Origin of the sequence: Sphingopyxis indica, assembly GCF_900188185.1 — a bacterium.
GTDB lineage: Bacteria > Pseudomonadota > Alphaproteobacteria > Sphingomonadales > Sphingomonadaceae > Sphingopyxis > Sphingopyxis indica.
Genome location: NZ_FZPA01000001.1, coordinates 769,566 through 785,410, shown reverse-complemented (window position 1 = coordinate 785,410; position 15,845 = coordinate 769,566). Strand labels below are relative to the sequence as shown.

The following is a 15,845-nucleotide window of genomic DNA, read 5'->3' as shown; positions in this document are numbered from 1 at the left end:
TCCTCAAGGGCCTTCCGACCAGCGACCACGGTCGTCCTGCTGCCAAAAATGCCGTTCGACGCCCTCGGCCGCGCCGAGTGTTCTCCACGTCGCGCGGGCGTCGTCGATGCGGCTGTTATCGAAGAAGAGGAACGTCCGGTCAAATGCCAGCGCCTCCTCGCGCCATTCGCCGTCGGCGATCGCAAGCATTGCCGCGCCGTTGGCGGCGGGCGTGTCGAGCGTTCCCGCGATCAGGACCGGTTCGTCGGCAGCGTCGGGGGTGCCGGCCATGCCGTGCGGCAGGAAGCTCGCGGGCTGGTGCGCCCAGAGCGCGGCGTCGATCGCCTGCCGCTGCATCGCAGGGGCCGCGACGACGAGGAGCCGGTCACCGGCGTCGAGGATGCGCGTCGCGATCGCGGGGAGCACGCGCTCGACGGGATCGCGGGTCAGGCGGTAGAAATCGACGCGGATCATGCGTTCTCCTCATCCGTTCGCCCTGAGGAGCCATTGAGCTTGTCGAAATGGCGTCTCGAAGGGCATTGCCGCCACGCAGACGTCCTTCGAGACGGGTCTTCGACTTCGCTCAGCCCCTCCTCAGGACAAACGGGGTTTGGATCGAAGCCAATCTCACCCCTCGAAATGGTCGGCGATCAGGCGGTCGAGCAGGCGCACGCCATAGCCGGTCGCGCCCTTGGCATAGGTCGGCCCGTCCTTGTCGTGCCACGCCATGCCCGCGATATCGAGGTGCGCCCAGGCGACGCCTTCGTTCACGAAGCGCTTGAGGAACTGCGCCGCGGTGATCGATCCCGCCTCGCGCGGGCCGATATTCTTGATGTCGGCAATGGGGCTGTCGATCAGCTTGTCATAGGCCGGCGACAGCGGGAAGCGCCACAGCTTGTCGCCGCTCGCCTCGCCCGCGCCGAGCAGCTTGGCCGCGAGATCGTCGTCGTTCGCGAACATGCCGCCATATTCGTGACCGAGCGAGATGACCATCGCGCCGGTGAGCGTCGCAAGATCGACGATGACCCTGGGATCATAGCTTTTCTGCGCCCATGCGATCGCATCGCAGAGCACGAGCCGGCCTTCGGCGTCGGTGTTGAGCACCTCGACCGTCTGGCCCGACATGGTGGTCACGATATCGCCGGGGCGCTGCGCATTGCCGTCGGGCATATTTTCGACGAGCCCGACGACACCGACGACATTCGCCTTTGCCTTGCGTCCGGCGATCGCCTTGATCGCACCCGCGACCGCGCCCGCGCCGCCCATGTCCCATTTCATCATGTCCATGCCCGGCCCGGGCTTGAGGCTGATACCGCCGGTGTCGAAAGTGACGCCCTTGCCGACGAACACGACCGGCGCCTCGCCCGCCTTGCCGCCGTTCCAGCGCATCGCGAGCAGCCGCGGCGGGCGCGTCGAGCCCTGCGCGACGCCGAGCAGCGCGCCCATGCCGAGCGCCTTCATCTGGCGTTCGTCGAGTATTTCGAGCTCGACGCCGAGGTCGGCGAGATGCTGGCAGCGCTCGACGAAGCTTTCGGGATAGAGGATGTTCGGCGGCTCGGCGACGAGCGTCTGCGTCAGCGCGACGCCGTCGGCGACCGCCGAATAGCCCGCCCAGCGCTCCGAAAGGTCGCCGGCGGCCGACGCGATGGTGATCGTCTCGAGGCTCGGCTTCGCGGTGTCGGCGAGCTTGGTGCGATAGGTGTCGAGGCGCCAGTTGCGAAGTTTCGCGCCCATCGCGAAAGCGAGGACGTCCTCTTCGTCGGCCTTGGTCGCGGTGAAATCGACCGACACCGCGCTCGCGCCACTCGTCTGGAGCCGCGCGGTGAGCGCCGCACCGCCGCGTTCGAGATCATGGACACTGCCCTCGCCGATGCCGACGAGCAGCAGCCGCTTCGCTGCATCGCCGTCGAGCGCCACCGTTTCAGCGACCGCGCCCGCCGCGCCCTCGAAGCGCGCCTGCGCCGCTGCGGCGGCGAGCAAGGCGGCATGGGGTCCAGCGAGCGAACCCACCTCGCCCTTGCGCACCGGGAAGGCGATCACATCGGCGGATGCGCCGATTTGCGCGACAAACTGAATGTCCATGCTTAACTTTCTTATGCGATGATTGATTGCAACGTGCCGGACCGATAGGGGTTTCGCCTGCGAGTTGCAAAACAAAGCAGCCGGTCCGGTCCGGGTGGACGCTATATAGGCATGGGACAAAGTTGATCAAATGAGCCGGGCTTTGTCCCCTTGTCCGAGCGGCGCACGCAGCTTCTGGTTGGCGACGGCGAGCGCGATCGCCTTTACGTCGGTTCCGGCGCTGGCGCAGGCGGCGCCCGATCGCCCTGCCGCCGAGCAAAAGCAGGGCGACCCTGCCGTCCCGCCGGTGGTTCCGACGCTGTCCGCCGACGCGCCTCTGCCAGACGGGCCGAATCTGCAGACCCCCGACGTGTCGCCGGTCCCGGTCGACGCGCCGCAGGTCGAAGGCGAGGACCAGATCGGTTTCGCCGCGGACAATCTGCATTACGACAGCGAAAGCGACGTCGTCGTCGCAGAGGGCAATGTCGAGATGAACCGCGATGCGATCGCGCTGCGCGCCGACAAGGTGACGTGGAATCGCAAGAGCGGGCAGGTCGTCGCCGAGGGCGATGTCGCGATCCGCAATCCCGAAGGCGACACCGCCTATGGCGAGCGCGTCGAGCTGAGCGACAGCCTGCGCGACGGGGTGATCGACAATCTGCTCGTCGTGCTGGAGAATGGCGCCCGCATGGCGGCCGCGCGCGGCGAGCGCTTCGACAATGGCGATGTCGTGCTGGAAAACGGCGCCTATACGCCCTGCCCCGTCGTCGATCCCAAAGGATGCCCCAAAAAGCCGACCTGGCAGATCCGCGCCGTGCGCGTGATGTACGACCAGTCGAAGAACAAGATCAAATACAAGGGTGCGCGGGTCGAGATTTTCGGCCTGCCGCTGATCCCGCTGCCGGGGCTCAGCCACCCCGCGTCGAGCGAGGCGGGGAGCGGCCTGCTCGTCCCCAATGTCCGCCTCGATCGCAACAATGGGTTCGAGATCGCGCTTCCCTATTACCTCCGCCTCGCGCCGAACCGCGACCTGACGGTCACGCCGCACGTCTATACCGAGGCGGTGCCGATGGTCGAGGGCGAGTTCCGCGCGCTCACCGATTTCGGCAGCTTTCGCATCAACGGCTATGCCACCTACAGCTCGGTCGTGCCGATCAACGACACGTCGGCGGCGCCGACGACGGGCACCGACGAATTTCGCGGCTATCTGGAAAGTGCGGGCAAGTTCCAGATCGATCCGCGCTGGAGCATCAGCTATTCGGGACGCATCACCACCGACCGCACCTTCATGCGCCGCTATGACATCAGCCGTGACGACCGGTTGCGCTCGACCTTCGAGGCCGAACGGATCGGCAACCGGAGCTATCTGTCGATCGCGGGCTGGGCGACGCAGACGCTGCGCGCCAACGACGTGCAGGGGCAGCAGCCGATCGCGCTGCCGATCATCGACTATCGCCAGCGGTTCGACGACCCATGGCTGGGCGGGCAGTTCGAATTGCAGCTCAACACGCTCGCCATCGGGCGCACCGCGGGGCAGGACACGCAGCGCGCCTTTGCCGGCGCGCGCTGGGACCTGCGGCGTCTGACCGCGCTGGGGCAGGAAGTCACGCTGACCGCGCTGGTGCGCGGCGACGTCTATCACAGCGACGAGAATCTGCTGACCGCCATCCCCGGCTATCGCGGTCGGTCGGGGTGGCAGGCGCGCGGCATCGCGGCGGTCGCGGCCGACATGCGCTGGCCCTTCGTCGGCGAATTGATGGGCGGCACCCAGACGCTGACCCCGCGGGTGCAGATCGTCGCGACGCCGCCGATCGAGAATCTGGACATTCCGAACGAGGATTCGCGCGCTTTCGACCTCGAGGACAGCAATTTATTCGCGATCAACCGCTTCAACGGCTATGACCGCTTCGAGGACGGCGCGCGCATCACCTATGGGTTCGAATGGAATTACAGCCGCCCCGGGTTCAGCATCGATACGGTGGTCGGGCAAAGCTATCGCCTGTCGGACAAGCCGACATTGTTCCCCGACGGCACCGGCCTGACCAGCCGCACGTCGGACATCGTCGGGCGCACCACGGTCGCCTATCGCGACTTCCTGCGCCTGACGCACCGCTTCCGGCTCGACAAGGACAATCTGGCGGTGCGGCGCAACGAGTTCGACGCGACGATCGGCAGCCAGTCGACCTATGCGCTCGTCGGCTATTCGCGGCTGAACCGCGACATCACCAGCCTGGCCGAAGATCTGCAGGACCGCGAGGAGGTGCGGGTCGGCGGGCGGGTCGCAGTGGCGCGCAGCTGGTCGATCTTCGGTTCGGCGACGGTCGACCTGACCGGCCAGAGTGACGACCCGGCCTCGACGAGCGATGGCTGGCAGCCGATTCGCCACCGCCTGGGCCTGGCCTATGACGACGATTGCCTGTCGCTCGCAGTGACATGGCGCCGCGACTATATCGATTCGGGCGACGCGAAGAGCGGCAACAGCTTTCTGTTCCGCGTCGCCTTCCGCAACCTCGGCTTCTAGAGGGGTGCGGATGCGGCGACCGCTCAGCCTGCGTTCAGCGTCGCGGCGCTAAGCGGCGCGCAAAGGGGTCCGGGGGCGGATTGCGCTGGACCATCGGGCGCATCCGCTGATACGGAGCGTCCCACTGTTTCTCGAATAGGGTGAAGATGACCAGATTTTCGACCATGATCGGCCTGATCGCCGCGGCCGCCATCGGCGGCACCGCCGTGGCCCAGACCGTCTCCGACGACGGCGCGACGCCGACGACCAGCCTCGACATTCCCGGCAATGTTCACCTCTATGGCGACGCGAAGGCCAATGTCTATCGCCCCTCGGCGACGGTGAACGGCGAGATCATCACCTCGACCGACATCGAGCAGCGCATGGCGCTGATCCGCATCGCGAACAGCGACGTCAAGCTGTCGGCCGAGGAAGAGCAGCGGCTGCGTCAGCAGGTGTTCAGCAATCTGATCGACGAAAAGCTGCAGATCCAGGCCGCGAAACAGGCCGAGATCGAGATCGACGAGAATCTGATCGACCAGCAGTTCGCTCAGCTCGCGACGCGCTTCAAGCAGACGCCCGAGCAATTCAGCAAATATCTGGCATCGAAGGGATCGTCGGCGGCAGCGGTCAAGCAGCAGATCCGCGGCGAATTCGCATGGGATCGCCTGCTGTCGCGCAACATCCAGTCGACGACCAACGTTTCGACCGACGAGGTGGACGCGGTGCTCAAGCGGCTCAACGACGCCAAGGGCCAGGACGAATATCACCTCGGCGAAATCTATATGACCGCGACGCAGGACAATATCGACACGGTCGTCGAAAATGCCCGCAAGATCATGCAATCGCTGCAGGCGGGGGGATCGTTCGCGGCCTATGCGCGGCAATTCTCCGAAGCATCGACCGCGGTGGTCGGCGGCGACCTCGGCTGGGTTCGGGCGGGTCAGCTTCCGGCCTCGATGGCCGAAGCGGCGGCGCAGATGGGCCCGGGCCAGCTCGTCGGACCGATCGAGGTGCCGGGCGGGGTTTCGATCCTGCTGATGGTCGACCGGCGCCAGGTGCTCACCGCCGACCCGCGCGACGCGGTACTCAGCCTCAAGCAGATTTCGCTCGACTTCCCGGCAGGCACGACCGAAGCGCAGGCGACCGACCTCGCGAGCAAATTCACCACCGCGACGAGCAATATTTCGGGCTGCGGCGCGGCCGACGAGGTGGCGCGCTCGCTCGGCGCGCAGATCGTGTCGCGCGACAATATCGCGATGCGCCAGCTGCCCGCGCCGCTGCAGCAGACGCTGCTCGACATGCAGATCGGCCGCAGCACGCAGCCCTTCGGATCGGAGGATCAGGGCATCAGCGTGCTCGTCCTGTGCGGCCGCGACATGCCGCAGGCGGCGGGACAGCCGAGCGCCGAGCAGATCGAGCAGCGGCTGCTCGACGAAAAGGTCAACAAGCGGGCGCAGCGCTATCTGCGCGACCTGCGCCGGGACGCCGTGATCGAATATAGCTGATGAATGACGGACTGACACGGCGCCCGATCGCGGTCACCATGGGTGACCCGGCCGGCGTCGGCCCCGAAGTCGCGGCGCGCGCCTGGGAAGCGCGGCGCGACCATGCGCTGCCGCCCTTTGTCGCGATCGGCGATGCGGCCACCGTAGGCGCGGTGTGGAACGGCCCGCTCGTGCGCGTCGGCAGCATGGACGAGGTGGCGGCGACCTTTGCCGACGCCCTGCCCGTCTGGCACCTGGAGGACAGCGGGCCGCTGACCCCGGGCGCGCCGACCGCGGCGGGCGCGGCCTGTGCGCTGCACGCGCTCGAGACCGGCATCGGGCTGACCCGCAACCAGGCAAGCGCCGCGCTGGTCACCGGGCCGGTGTCGAAACATGCGTTGCAGGGTATCGGCTATACGCATCCCGGCCAGACCGAATTCATCGCCGAACGCTGCGGCGTCACCGCGACCAATGCGGTGATGATGCTCGCGGGGCCGTCGCTGCGCGTCGTGCCGCTGACCGTGCATATTCCGCTTGCCGAGGTGCCCGAGCGGCTGACCGGCGAATTGATCGTCGCCAAGGCGCGCATCGTCGCGCGCGGGCTGAAGCGCGATTTCGGGATCGAGGCCCCGCGCCTCGCGATCGCGGGAATGAACCCGCACGCGGGCGAGAGCGGGCGACTGGGCGACGAGGAGATCCGCATCATCGCCCCCGCGGTCGGGCAGCTTGTTGCCGAAGGCGTGTCGATCGACGGGCCGCTCGCTGCCGATGCGTTGTTCGCGCCGGGCATCCGCGATCAATATGACGCGCTGCTCTGCCCCTATCACGATCAGGCGCTCGCGCCGTTCAAGGCGCTGCACTTCCACGACGGGGTCAATCTGACGCTCGGACTGCCGATCGTGCGCACCTCGCCCGATCACGGAACGGCGTTCAACATCGCCGGAAGCGGCCGCGCCGACCCCGGCCCGACGATCGCCGCGATCGCCATGGCGGCAAAGCTCGCCGCGAGCCGCGCGCGGCGCTGCGTTCCCGCCGCGTGACATGAGCAGGACTCCCGCGCGCAGCCTGCCGCCGCTGCGCGAAACGGTGCGTGCGCACGGCCTGTCGGCGAGCAAGGCGTTGGGGCAGAATTTCCTGTTCGACGAGCAATTGCTCGATCGCATCGCAGCGCTGCCCGGCGACCTCGACGGCGCGACGGTGTTCGAGGTCGGCCCCGGCCCCGGCGGGCTGACGCGCGCGCTGCTGCGCGCCGGCGCGCGCGTGATCGCGGTCGAGCGCGACCATCGCTGCCTGCCCCTGCTCGCCGACCTCAGCGAGGCGTTCGACGGGCGGCTGACGGTGGTCGAGGGCGATGCGATGGCGGTCGATGCCGACGCGCTCGCCGGCGGGCCGTATCATATCGTTGCCAACCTGCCCTATAATGTCGGCACCGCGCTGTTCACGCGCTGGCTCGAGCCCGCCGAATGGCCGCCGCGCTGGCAATCGCTGACGCTGATGTTCCAGCAGGAAGTTGCCGAACGCATCGTCGCTCCGGTCGGGACGAACGCCTATGGCCGCCTTGCCGTCCTTGCCCAATGGCGGGCGGAGGCGAAGATCGCGATGAAGGTCCACCGGTCGGCCTTCACGCCGCCGCCGAAGGTGATGTCGGCGATCGTCCGTATCCTCCCCGGCGAAGAGCCCGAGGGCGTCGACCCGGCGCTCCTGTCGCGGCTCACCGAAAAAGGCTTCGGCCAGCGCCGCAAGATGCTCCGCCAGAGCCTGAAGAGCATTCCGGGCGCGGTCGAGGCGCTCGAGGCGATCGGGATCGACCCGACGCGGCGCGCCGAAACGGTGGGCGTCGACGAATGGGTGGCGCTGGCGCGATTGCTGAAGTGCTGAGTGTTCCGGCCTGTTGTGCAGGCAATATAAATCAGTAACTTTCCCGGATTTTTCGAGATCGAGCCAAGTATTTTCTCCGGAACATTCTAGTATAATTCCCTGCTCGCTCCAGCGATGGAGCCGATTTTTGGACCTGTCGTCCTATCCCATTCTTTCATGCTGCACATGCTTGGGGCGGAAGGAGGTTCGACCTTGTGCCCGAGAATCGCCATCGTGGCCCTCGTTCTCGCAGTCACGGCCGTGCCGGGGCAGGCATTCGGCAAGTCCGCCAAAACCATTCCCGCCGGCGAACTGGTCCTTGCGGGCACGCCCGTGCGGTGCGGTGCGGCCCGGACCGTCGTCACCGGCCTCGGCGAAGTCGCCATGACCTATCCGGGCTATATCCTGCTCGACCCGACCCTGTTTTCGATGCCGCCCGCCATTCAGCATTTCTGGTACGCGCACGAATGCGCGCACCAGCTGTTCGGCTATGGCGAGCTGGCCGCCGATTGCTGGGCGATCCAGACGGGGAAGCGGCTCGGTTGGTTCGGTATCGGCGATCTTGAGTGGCTCGAGGCCAATGCGATCCGGATGCGTAGCGATGCCGAGCATCCGCAGGCCGCCGTGCGGCTGGCCAATCTGGAAAACTGCTATGCGGCGGCTCCCGACGCACGACCGGCCAAACGGGTTGTCGTGGCGTTCGCCAGCGGGTTTTAGCCGGGCAGGAGTTAGAATATTGCGGCTTCGGGGGTGGGGACGGACGTTCCAAATCCTCCCTGTCGCGCAGCGATGGGGAGGTGGCAGCGCGAAGCGCTGACGGAGGGGACGCGAGCGAAGCGAGCGCTGCGCGCTCGCCCCTCCACCGCCTTCGGCGGTCCCCCTCCCCACGGCTGCGCCGCGGGGAGGATTTCTAGGCCGAAGGCCGCCGCTATTCCGCCAGCGTCAGGCGTTCGAAGCGTTCGATATGATAGTCGGCGCTGCCGAACTGGCCTTCGATCAGCGTCGCGCGCTTGAAATAATGGCCGATGGCGAGTTCCTGCGTGATGCCGATGCCGCCGTGGGTCTGGATCGCGTTCTGGCCGACGAATTTGGCGCCGCGCGACACCTTGTTCTTCGCCGACGACACCGCCGCCATGCGTTCGGCCGCCGGAAGGTCGAGCTTGAGCGCGCCCATGATCGTCATCGAGCGCGCCTGTTCGACCTCCATGAACATGTCGACCATGCGGTGCTGGAGCACCTGAAACTTCGCGATCGGGATGCCGAACTGCTTGCGCTGCTGCGTATATTCGAGCGTGCCTTCGTGCAGCTTCTGCATCACGCCGGTCGCCTCGGCACAGACCGCGACGGTCGCTTCGTCGACGATCTGTTCGACGAGGCCCAGCCCCGCGCCTTCGCCGCCGAGCAGCGCGTCGCCGGGGACCGCGACATTTTCGAAATAGATTTCGGACGCGCGATTGCCGTCGACGGTCGGATAGTCGCGGCGCACGATGCCCGGGAGCTTGGCGTCGATCAGGAACAGCGACACCCCGTCGCGGTCGCGCTGGCCGCCGCCGGTGCGTGCGGTGACGAGCAGATGCGTCGCCCAGGGCGCGGCATAGACGACACTCTTGTGGCCGTTCAGCACCCAGCCCGCGCCGTCCTTCTTCGCGGTGGTGGTCAGATTGGCGAGATCATAGCGGCCCTGCGGTTCGGCATAGGCGAAGGCGATGATCGCATTGCCGGCGATGATCTCGGGGATCATCGCGTCGGCCTGCGCACCGCCGACGGCCTTGAGCGCGCCGCCGCCGATCACGACGGTCGGCAGATAGGGCTCGATCCCGAGCACCTTGCCGAACTCCTCCATGATGATGGCATTTTCGAGCGCGCCGCCGCCGAGGCCGCCATGCTCTTCGGCGAAGGAGGCGCCGAGCATCCCCAGCTCCTGCGCCAGCGCGGTCCAGATCGCGGGATCGCGGCCTTCGTCGCTATTGATGAACTTCTGGCGGGTTTCGAAGTCATAGGTGTCGGCCAGAAAGCGCGAGAGCGTGTCGCGGATCATGTCCTGCGTTTCGGTGTAGGTGAAATCCATTGTCATCGTTCCTGAACTTGATCGTCATCCCGGCGAAGGCCGGGGTCTCGCCCGTGCATAAAGCCGAAAGGTCGAGATCCCGGCCTTCGCCGGGATGACGCCTGTTTTCCGATTAGAGGCCGAGCACCATCTTCGCGATGATGTTGCGCTGGATCTCGTTCGATCCGCCATAGATGGTCGTCTTGCGCATGTTGAAATAGGTCGGCGCGGCGCGATGCGCATAGTCGGGGCCGATCGGATGCTCGTTGTCCCCCTCCCCGAAGCCGCGGAAATAGGGCGCGCCATAATGGCCGACGGCTTCGAGCGTCAGCTCGGTGAGCCGCTGCTGGATTTCGCTCCCCTTGATCTTGAGCAGGCTCGATTCGGGCCCCGGCCCCTTGCCCGCATTCGGGCCGGCGAGGCCGCGAAGCTCGGTAAATTCGAGCGCGGTCAGGTCGATTTCGAGTTCGGCGACCTTGCGCTTGAAGAAGGGGTTCTGGAGCAGCGGCTTTTCGCCGTCGAGTTCGGTGCGCGCGATCGCCTTCACCTTCTCGATCCCGCGCTTCGACGCCGCGACGCCGGCGATCCCGGTGCGTTCGTGCGCGAGCAGGAACTTGGCGCAGGTCCAGCCCTTATTCTCTTCGTAAACGCGCTGATCGACGGGGACGCGGACGTCTTCGAGCCAGACTTCGTTGACTTCGTGCTCGCCGCCCAGCGTGATGATCGGGCGCACGGTGATGCCCGGCGATTTCATGTCGATCAAAAGGAAGCTGATGCCTTCCTGCTGCTTGGCGTCCTTGTCGGTGCGCACGAGGAAAAAGCCCCAGTCGGCATGCTGCGCGAGCGTGGTCCAGGTCTTTTGCCCGTTGACGACATAATGATCGCCGTCACGCACCGCCGTGGTGCGCAGGCTCGCAAGGTCCGACCCCGCGCCGGGTTCCGAATAGCCCTGGCACCACCAATCCTCGCCCGAGAGAATGCGCGGCAGGAAGCGCGCCTTTTGCTCGGGGGTGCCGAAGGTGTAGATCACCGGGCCGACCATCGACAGGCCGAAGGGCAGCAGGCGGATGCAGTCTGCGCGTGCGGTTTCTTCGGAAAAGATGAAACGCTGCGTCGGGGTCCAGCCGGTGCCGCCATATTCGACCGGCCACGCGGGGGCGACCCAGCCCTTTTTGTAGAGGATCTTGTGCCAGGCGAGGAAATCCTCCTTGCTCAGCTCCTCGCCCTCGTCCTGCTTGCCGCGCAATTCGGCGGGATAATTTTCGGCGATGAAGTCGCGCACTTCCTTCTGGAAGGCAAGATCTTCGGGGCTGAACTCCATGTCCATCGTGATTCTCCCATTGGATCAGGGCGCCCTTATAGAAAGCGCTCACCTTTACGTAAACGGAAAGTTGTAGGCCGCAACCTTCACTGCTGTGAACAAGCAGGGTGCGCCGTTCGCGCCGGCTTGTCCAGCGTTCCGGGCGGGCGTGCGGGGATAAATATCGGCTTGATCGGGGGGCCGTCGTGCGGCGCCGTCTCTCGGCGCCGCGATATTTTTGTTTCGCACGAAGCCACAAAGCCACGAAGATGGAGCGCCGACCGCGAAGCGGCGTTCCTCTGCGACCATGCGACCGGCCGCACCGTCGATAAGGAACTGGCCTATCGGCCCCCGCCTTCTTCTTGGTGGCTTTGTGGCTTCGTGCGAAAAACAACTGCACCGTCCCGGCCGGGATAGCTTCAGGCGATCGGCGGAAACGCTAGCGGGGGGTTACCAGAATGACCGCGCCGTCGCTCGCATAGGCCGAGCGGCGCTCGACGAGCGCGAGGCGCACCGGTAGCGTGTCGCCGTCGCGCGTCACCAGCGCGCTGTCGAGCCGCGTCGGGGCGCCGGTGCGGAACAAAGTTTCGAGCGCTTCGCCGAAGGCCTGGCGCGCGCCGAGCGGCAATAGTGCGGTAAAGCGCACCCGGCGCAGCGCGGCTTCGTCGGTGCCGACCAGCGCCGCAAGCGCCGGATTGGCCGCCTCGACCTGCTCGCGCACCGAAATGCGCGCGACGCCGAGCGCCCCGTCGATCTCGACCGCGTCGGCGAGCGCGCGCCGCGCGTCCTGCTCGGCGAGGGTCGCCCAGGTATCGCCGGTATCGCGCAGCATCATCGCACCGCCGATCGCAAGCGGCACGAGGTCGACCTGCATCCAGCGGCGCGGCTCGATCAGCCCGGGCACCTCGCCCGAAAAGCGCTCGCGGTGGTGAAGCATCCGCAGCAGATGCGCGTGGAGCATCGTGCCCGCAAAACCCGGTAGCGCCGCTGCGAGCTCGCATCCGACAAGCGCGCTGGCAGGCGCCTCGAGCCGGTCGGATGCGGCGGGATTGACCGCCGCAATGCGTGCGCCGCGATCGACGAAGATCACCGCATCGCGCAGCGATTCGACGATCGCGGCCTGCGAGGCCGCGAGCCGATCGCCGGGCGCCTCGCCTCCCCCATCGAGCCGGCGGTAATCGGCGAGCGAGATCAGCACATGCGCGTCCTTACCGTGGTGCGTGACGACGAGCGGCTTGCGCGACGCCTGCATCCGCCAGCTTCCGAAGCCGCGGATGAACTCCGCCGCCGATACGCGCTGGGGCTCCTGACCTGGTTCCACCTTTGCCTCCCCGAAATACCGAAGCATTCGGTCATCATAGGCTGCGCGGGGCGTTCCGGTGCGCCACTATGGATGAATCGGCGGTTGAACGCGTCCGGTCTCGCGCCGTTACGGAGGATCAGACCAGCCGCGCGCGGCCGCAGCGTAGCTCGTTGACCCGCGCGTCTGCCTCGCCGAGGTGCAGCCCGAGCGCGCCGGTCACCCCTTCGAGCACGCCATCGAGCACCGGCGCGGCGAGCCCGACCGCCTGCCCCACGGTCGCGGTCAGCGGACCCAGGTTGAGGCCGAGGCCGAGCAGGTTGACCTTGAGCTCGAGGTCGTCGGCGAGCGAGGTTGCGGCGGCGGCGACGAGGCCGTCGCTTTCGACCGTCTTCACCGTGCCGTCGGCGATCTCGTCGCGCGAGAAGTCGACGGGCTTTTCGGAAAGATCGGCGAGGGTGAGTTCGGCGCGTGCATCGACGCTGGCGAGCGGCAGTTGCAGCACGCGCGCCGCTTTCGGGGCGAGCGGGCGCTGCATATTCTGGAAATCGCCCGCATCGACCGCGCCGATGGCGAGCGTCGCGGGCGCGGTCGTCACCGCCAGCGAGACCGCGTCGCGCGCATTCTGCCCGCAATCTATCGACGAAATGCGCGCCGCGGCCGAACCGAGTTCGGCGACGACGGGCAAATCGACCTTCGCGAGCGGCGTTTCGACCCGGGCGCCGAGCTTGAGGCGGACCTGCGCGGTGCGGACGATGACGTCCTGATCGTCGGTGACCGCGATCAGCGGCGAATTTGCGGGCGGCTCGCCGATGAGCAGCGCGACGTCGATTCCCGATCCGCCCGGAAGGTCGCTGGCGAGCGACAGATCGAGCTGGCGGTTGGCGCTGCCGAGCGCGAGCATCGTCTGCAACAGGCTCATCGCGTTGACGCGCACTGGATTGGCGGCGTCGACACGGATGCTCGACGCGCGTGGCCCGAGGTCGATCGCGCGCGACGGGATGAGCGTGCGCGGCAGCGCGCCGTCGGCGATCCGTTCGAGGACGGTCGCAACCTCGCCGTCGCTTGCGCTCGCCAGCGCGGACAGCGCCTGCGGCAGCGTCACCTGCGTGTCGAGCGTCTGACCAAAGGTCAGCACGTCGGCGTCGAGTTCGGTGCGCAGCGCTTCGGAAAAGGCGAGCAGGTCGATGTCGGCGCTCGCCAGCGCATTATAATCCATCACCGACAGGTCGACCTTGCTGCCCGTGAGCGCCGAGAGCACGGCGTTGGCAACGCCGTCGTGGACCGACGCGACGCGCGACCCGAGCGAGAAGGCGGCATAGCCCTGCCGCGCGCCGGTCGCGGCGGCGCTGATGATGCTATCGTCGCGCCCCGTCAGGAAGCGGCCGAAATAGAGCGGGCGGTCGCGGGTAAGGACGACGCGCACTGCATTGGGTGCGGTGCCGCCGACGGTGAAGCGCTTTTCCGCAGGGATCGCGACATCGCGGTTATAGGTGCCCGCCTCGAAGCGCGCGATGACGATGCCGCAATCGCAGTTCGCGGCAATGATCCGCTCGGCCGCGGCGCGTTCCTCGCCCGGGCGCCCCGCCGCCGCGAGCGCCGCAGCGTCGGCGATTCCCTGCAGCTTGAGGCGCTCGAGATAGAGCGAGCCGACATCGACCGCGAGCGCCGCCGATCCGATCAGCATGGTCAGCCCGAATGCCGCCATGATGCTGATCCCGCCGCGCGTGTCGCGGCCGAACATGTGGAGGGGCGCGCGTGCCATCGCCTCAGTCCGCCGGCAGCTCGAAGGTCGCGCTCGCCCGGATGACGTTGCCGGGCGACGGCACGAGCGAGGTGCGCAGGAAATTGCCCTCGGGCACGGTGAAACTGACCGCGACGGTCACCGCATCGCTCGTCTCCGAAACCGCGATAGCGCGGTTTTCGGCCGAGGCTCCGGCCACGCCGGCGAGGCTGCGGCCCACCGCGCGCTCCGCAATGTCGCGCCGGTCGGCGGCGTCGAGCCCTATGATCGCGGCGCGCGCGCCGTCGTTCGCGGCCTGCTGCACGCTGTGCGCGAGCAGGAAATATTGCCCATAGACGAGGATGCCCATCGCGAGCGCAACGAACAGCGGCAGCACCAGCGCCATCTCGACGACGGCAGCCGCCCGCTCGCTGCGCAGCAGCCGATTGGCGGCTGCGGACAGCGAACGGGCGGACAACCGACGGAGACGATTCGGGCAGGACATGCGGCAAGCATGGCGGGCGCGAATGAAAGCGGCGTCGCCCGCCGATGCGGATCATTTTATGGAATTTGCAGATATTCGGAGCACCGCCGTGCGCGCGAAACCGTCGGCTTTGCTGGCCGGTTAACGCGCGCGCCGGGCGGCGGCGCGGAAAATCCGCTATTCGGCCGCGGGTTCGGGCGCGAGCTTGTCCTGCGTGCGCAGTTCGAAATCCGAGGCGTCGTGGCGTTCGTGGAGCTGGCTCGCCGGATCGCCCATCACGCGGTTGACCATGCGTCCGCGCTTCACTGCGGGGCGCGCCGCGACCTGGTCGGTCCAGCGCTGGACATTCTTATACTCCTGCACCTGCAGGAATTCGCCCGCGTCATAGACGAGCCCCTTGGCCAGCGCGCCGTACCAGGGCCAGATTGCCATGTCGGCGATGCTATAGTCGGCGCCGGCGATATAGTCGCTTTCCGCGAGGCGCCGGTCGAGCACGTCGAGCTGGCGCTTCACCTCCATCGCATAGCGGTTGATCGGATATTCCTGCTTGAAGGGCGCATAGGCATAGAAATGCCCGAAGCCGCCGCCGAGGAAGGGGGCGCTTCCCATCTGCCACATCAGCCACGACAGCGTTTCGGCGCGCGCGGCGGGGTCGCTCGGCAGGAAGGCGCCGAATTTTTCGGCGAGGTAGATCAGGATCGCGCCCGATTCGAAGACGCGCACCGGCTTGTCGCCGCTGCGGTCGAGCAACGCCGGAATCTTGCTGTTCGGGTTGATGTCGACGAAACCGCTCGAAAACTGGTCGCCTTCGTTGATGCGGATCAGCCAGGCGTCATATTCGGCGCCCTTATGGCCGGCCTCCAGCAATTCCTCGAGCATCACCGTCACCTTGACGCCGTTGGGCGTGCCGAGCGAATAGAGCTGAAGCGGATGCTTGCCGACGGGCAGGTCCTTGTCGTGCGTCGGCCCGGCGACCGGGCGGTTGATATTGGCGAATCGTCCGCCGCTTTCCTTGTCCCACGTCCAGATTTTCGGCGGCACATATTCGCTCTGCTCGGTCATCGCTGGCTCCTGCGCTAAATTTTATACTGACCGGTATCTAATGCG

General features: G+C 66.9%; 13 protein-coding genes. 5 read left to right on the top strand and 8 right to left on the bottom strand.

The features are described from left to right. Positions 1–3 precede the first annotated feature (3 nt). Both CHB69_RS03710 and CHB69_RS03705 read right to left on the bottom strand, forming a co-directional pair. Complete coding sequence (locus tag CHB69_RS03710) at positions 4–453, bottom strand: DNA polymerase III subunit chi (RefSeq protein ID WP_245836487.1); 450 nt, start codon at positions 451–453, stop codon at positions 4–6. 153 nt (positions 454–606) lie between these two features. Next, positions 607–2,061: a leucyl aminopeptidase gene (locus tag CHB69_RS03705; protein ID WP_089214567.1), complete on the bottom strand. Its 1,455-nt coding sequence runs from the start codon at positions 2,059–2,061 to the stop codon at positions 607–609. Between the two features lie 130 nt (positions 2,062–2,191). On the opposite strand from CHB69_RS03705, the gene CHB69_RS03700 reads away from it, so the two are divergent. The 5 genes from CHB69_RS03700 to CHB69_RS03680 all read left to right on the top strand — a co-directional run bounded on the left by CHB69_RS03700 (position 2,192) and on the right by CHB69_RS03680 (position 8,601). Beyond that, complete coding sequence (locus tag CHB69_RS03700) at positions 2,192–4,561, top strand: LPS assembly protein LptD (protein ID WP_245836486.1); 2,370 nt, start codon at positions 2,192–2,194, stop codon at positions 4,559–4,561. Between the two features lie 146 nt (positions 4,562–4,707). Continuing rightward, complete coding sequence (locus CHB69_RS03695) at positions 4,708–6,048, top strand: peptidylprolyl isomerase (RefSeq protein WP_089214566.1); 1,341 nt, start codon at positions 4,708–4,710, stop codon at positions 6,046–6,048. Then, a complete protein-coding gene (pdxA, locus tag CHB69_RS03690) occupies positions 6,048–7,067 on the top strand; it encodes a 4-hydroxythreonine-4-phosphate dehydrogenase PdxA (protein ID WP_170935420.1) in 1,020 nt (339 codons plus the stop codon). Before CHB69_RS03695 ends, pdxA begins: the two co-directional genes overlap by 1 nt. A 1-nt stretch (position 7,068) precedes the next feature. Continuing rightward, on the top strand, positions 7,069–7,905 hold the full coding sequence (rsmA, locus tag CHB69_RS03685) for a 16S rRNA (adenine(1518)-N(6)/adenine(1519)-N(6))-dimethyltransferase RsmA (RefSeq protein ID WP_089214565.1): 837 nt from the start codon (positions 7,069–7,071) through the stop codon (positions 7,903–7,905). Positions 7,906–8,061: 156 nt separating this feature from the next. Beyond that, positions 8,062–8,601, top strand: coding sequence for a hypothetical protein (locus CHB69_RS03680; protein ID WP_089214564.1), 540 nt, complete (start codon positions 8,062–8,064; stop codon positions 8,599–8,601). 211 nt (positions 8,602–8,812) lie between these two features. Here the strand turns inward: CHB69_RS03680 and CHB69_RS03675 are convergent, their stop codons facing one another. The 6 genes from CHB69_RS03675 to yghU form a co-directional block, all read right to left on the bottom strand. Beyond that, entirely contained in the window at positions 8,813–9,952 is a 1,140-nt protein-coding gene (locus tag CHB69_RS03675; protein WP_089214563.1) for an acyl-CoA dehydrogenase family protein, read from the bottom strand. Positions 9,953–10,064: 112 nt separating this feature from the next. Then, positions 10,065–11,258 carry an acyl-CoA dehydrogenase family protein gene (locus tag CHB69_RS03670; protein WP_089214562.1) on the bottom strand — a complete coding sequence of 398 codons (1,194 nt, stop codon included), beginning with the start codon at positions 11,256–11,258 and terminating at the stop codon, positions 10,065–10,067. Between the two features lie 412 nt (positions 11,259–11,670). Then, a complete protein-coding gene (locus CHB69_RS03665) occupies positions 11,671–12,552 on the bottom strand; it encodes a PAS domain-containing protein (RefSeq protein ID WP_089214561.1) in 882 nt (293 codons plus the stop codon). Between the two features lie 118 nt (positions 12,553–12,670). After that, the gene (locus CHB69_RS03660) at positions 12,671–14,296 is read right to left on the bottom strand and encodes a TadG family pilus assembly protein (protein WP_089214560.1); all 1,626 of its coding nucleotides are present in this window, start codon (positions 14,294–14,296) and stop codon (positions 12,671–12,673) included. Between the two features lie 4 nt (positions 14,297–14,300). Further along, complete coding sequence (locus tag CHB69_RS03655) at positions 14,301–14,732, bottom strand: TadE/TadG family type IV pilus assembly protein (RefSeq protein WP_245836482.1); 432 nt, start codon at positions 14,730–14,732, stop codon at positions 14,301–14,303. Between the two features lie 183 nt (positions 14,733–14,915). Then, positions 14,916–15,800, bottom strand: coding sequence for a glutathione-dependent disulfide-bond oxidoreductase (yghU, locus tag CHB69_RS03650; RefSeq protein ID WP_089214558.1), 885 nt, complete (start codon positions 15,798–15,800; stop codon positions 14,916–14,918). Between the last annotated feature and the right edge of the window lie 45 nt (positions 15,801–15,845).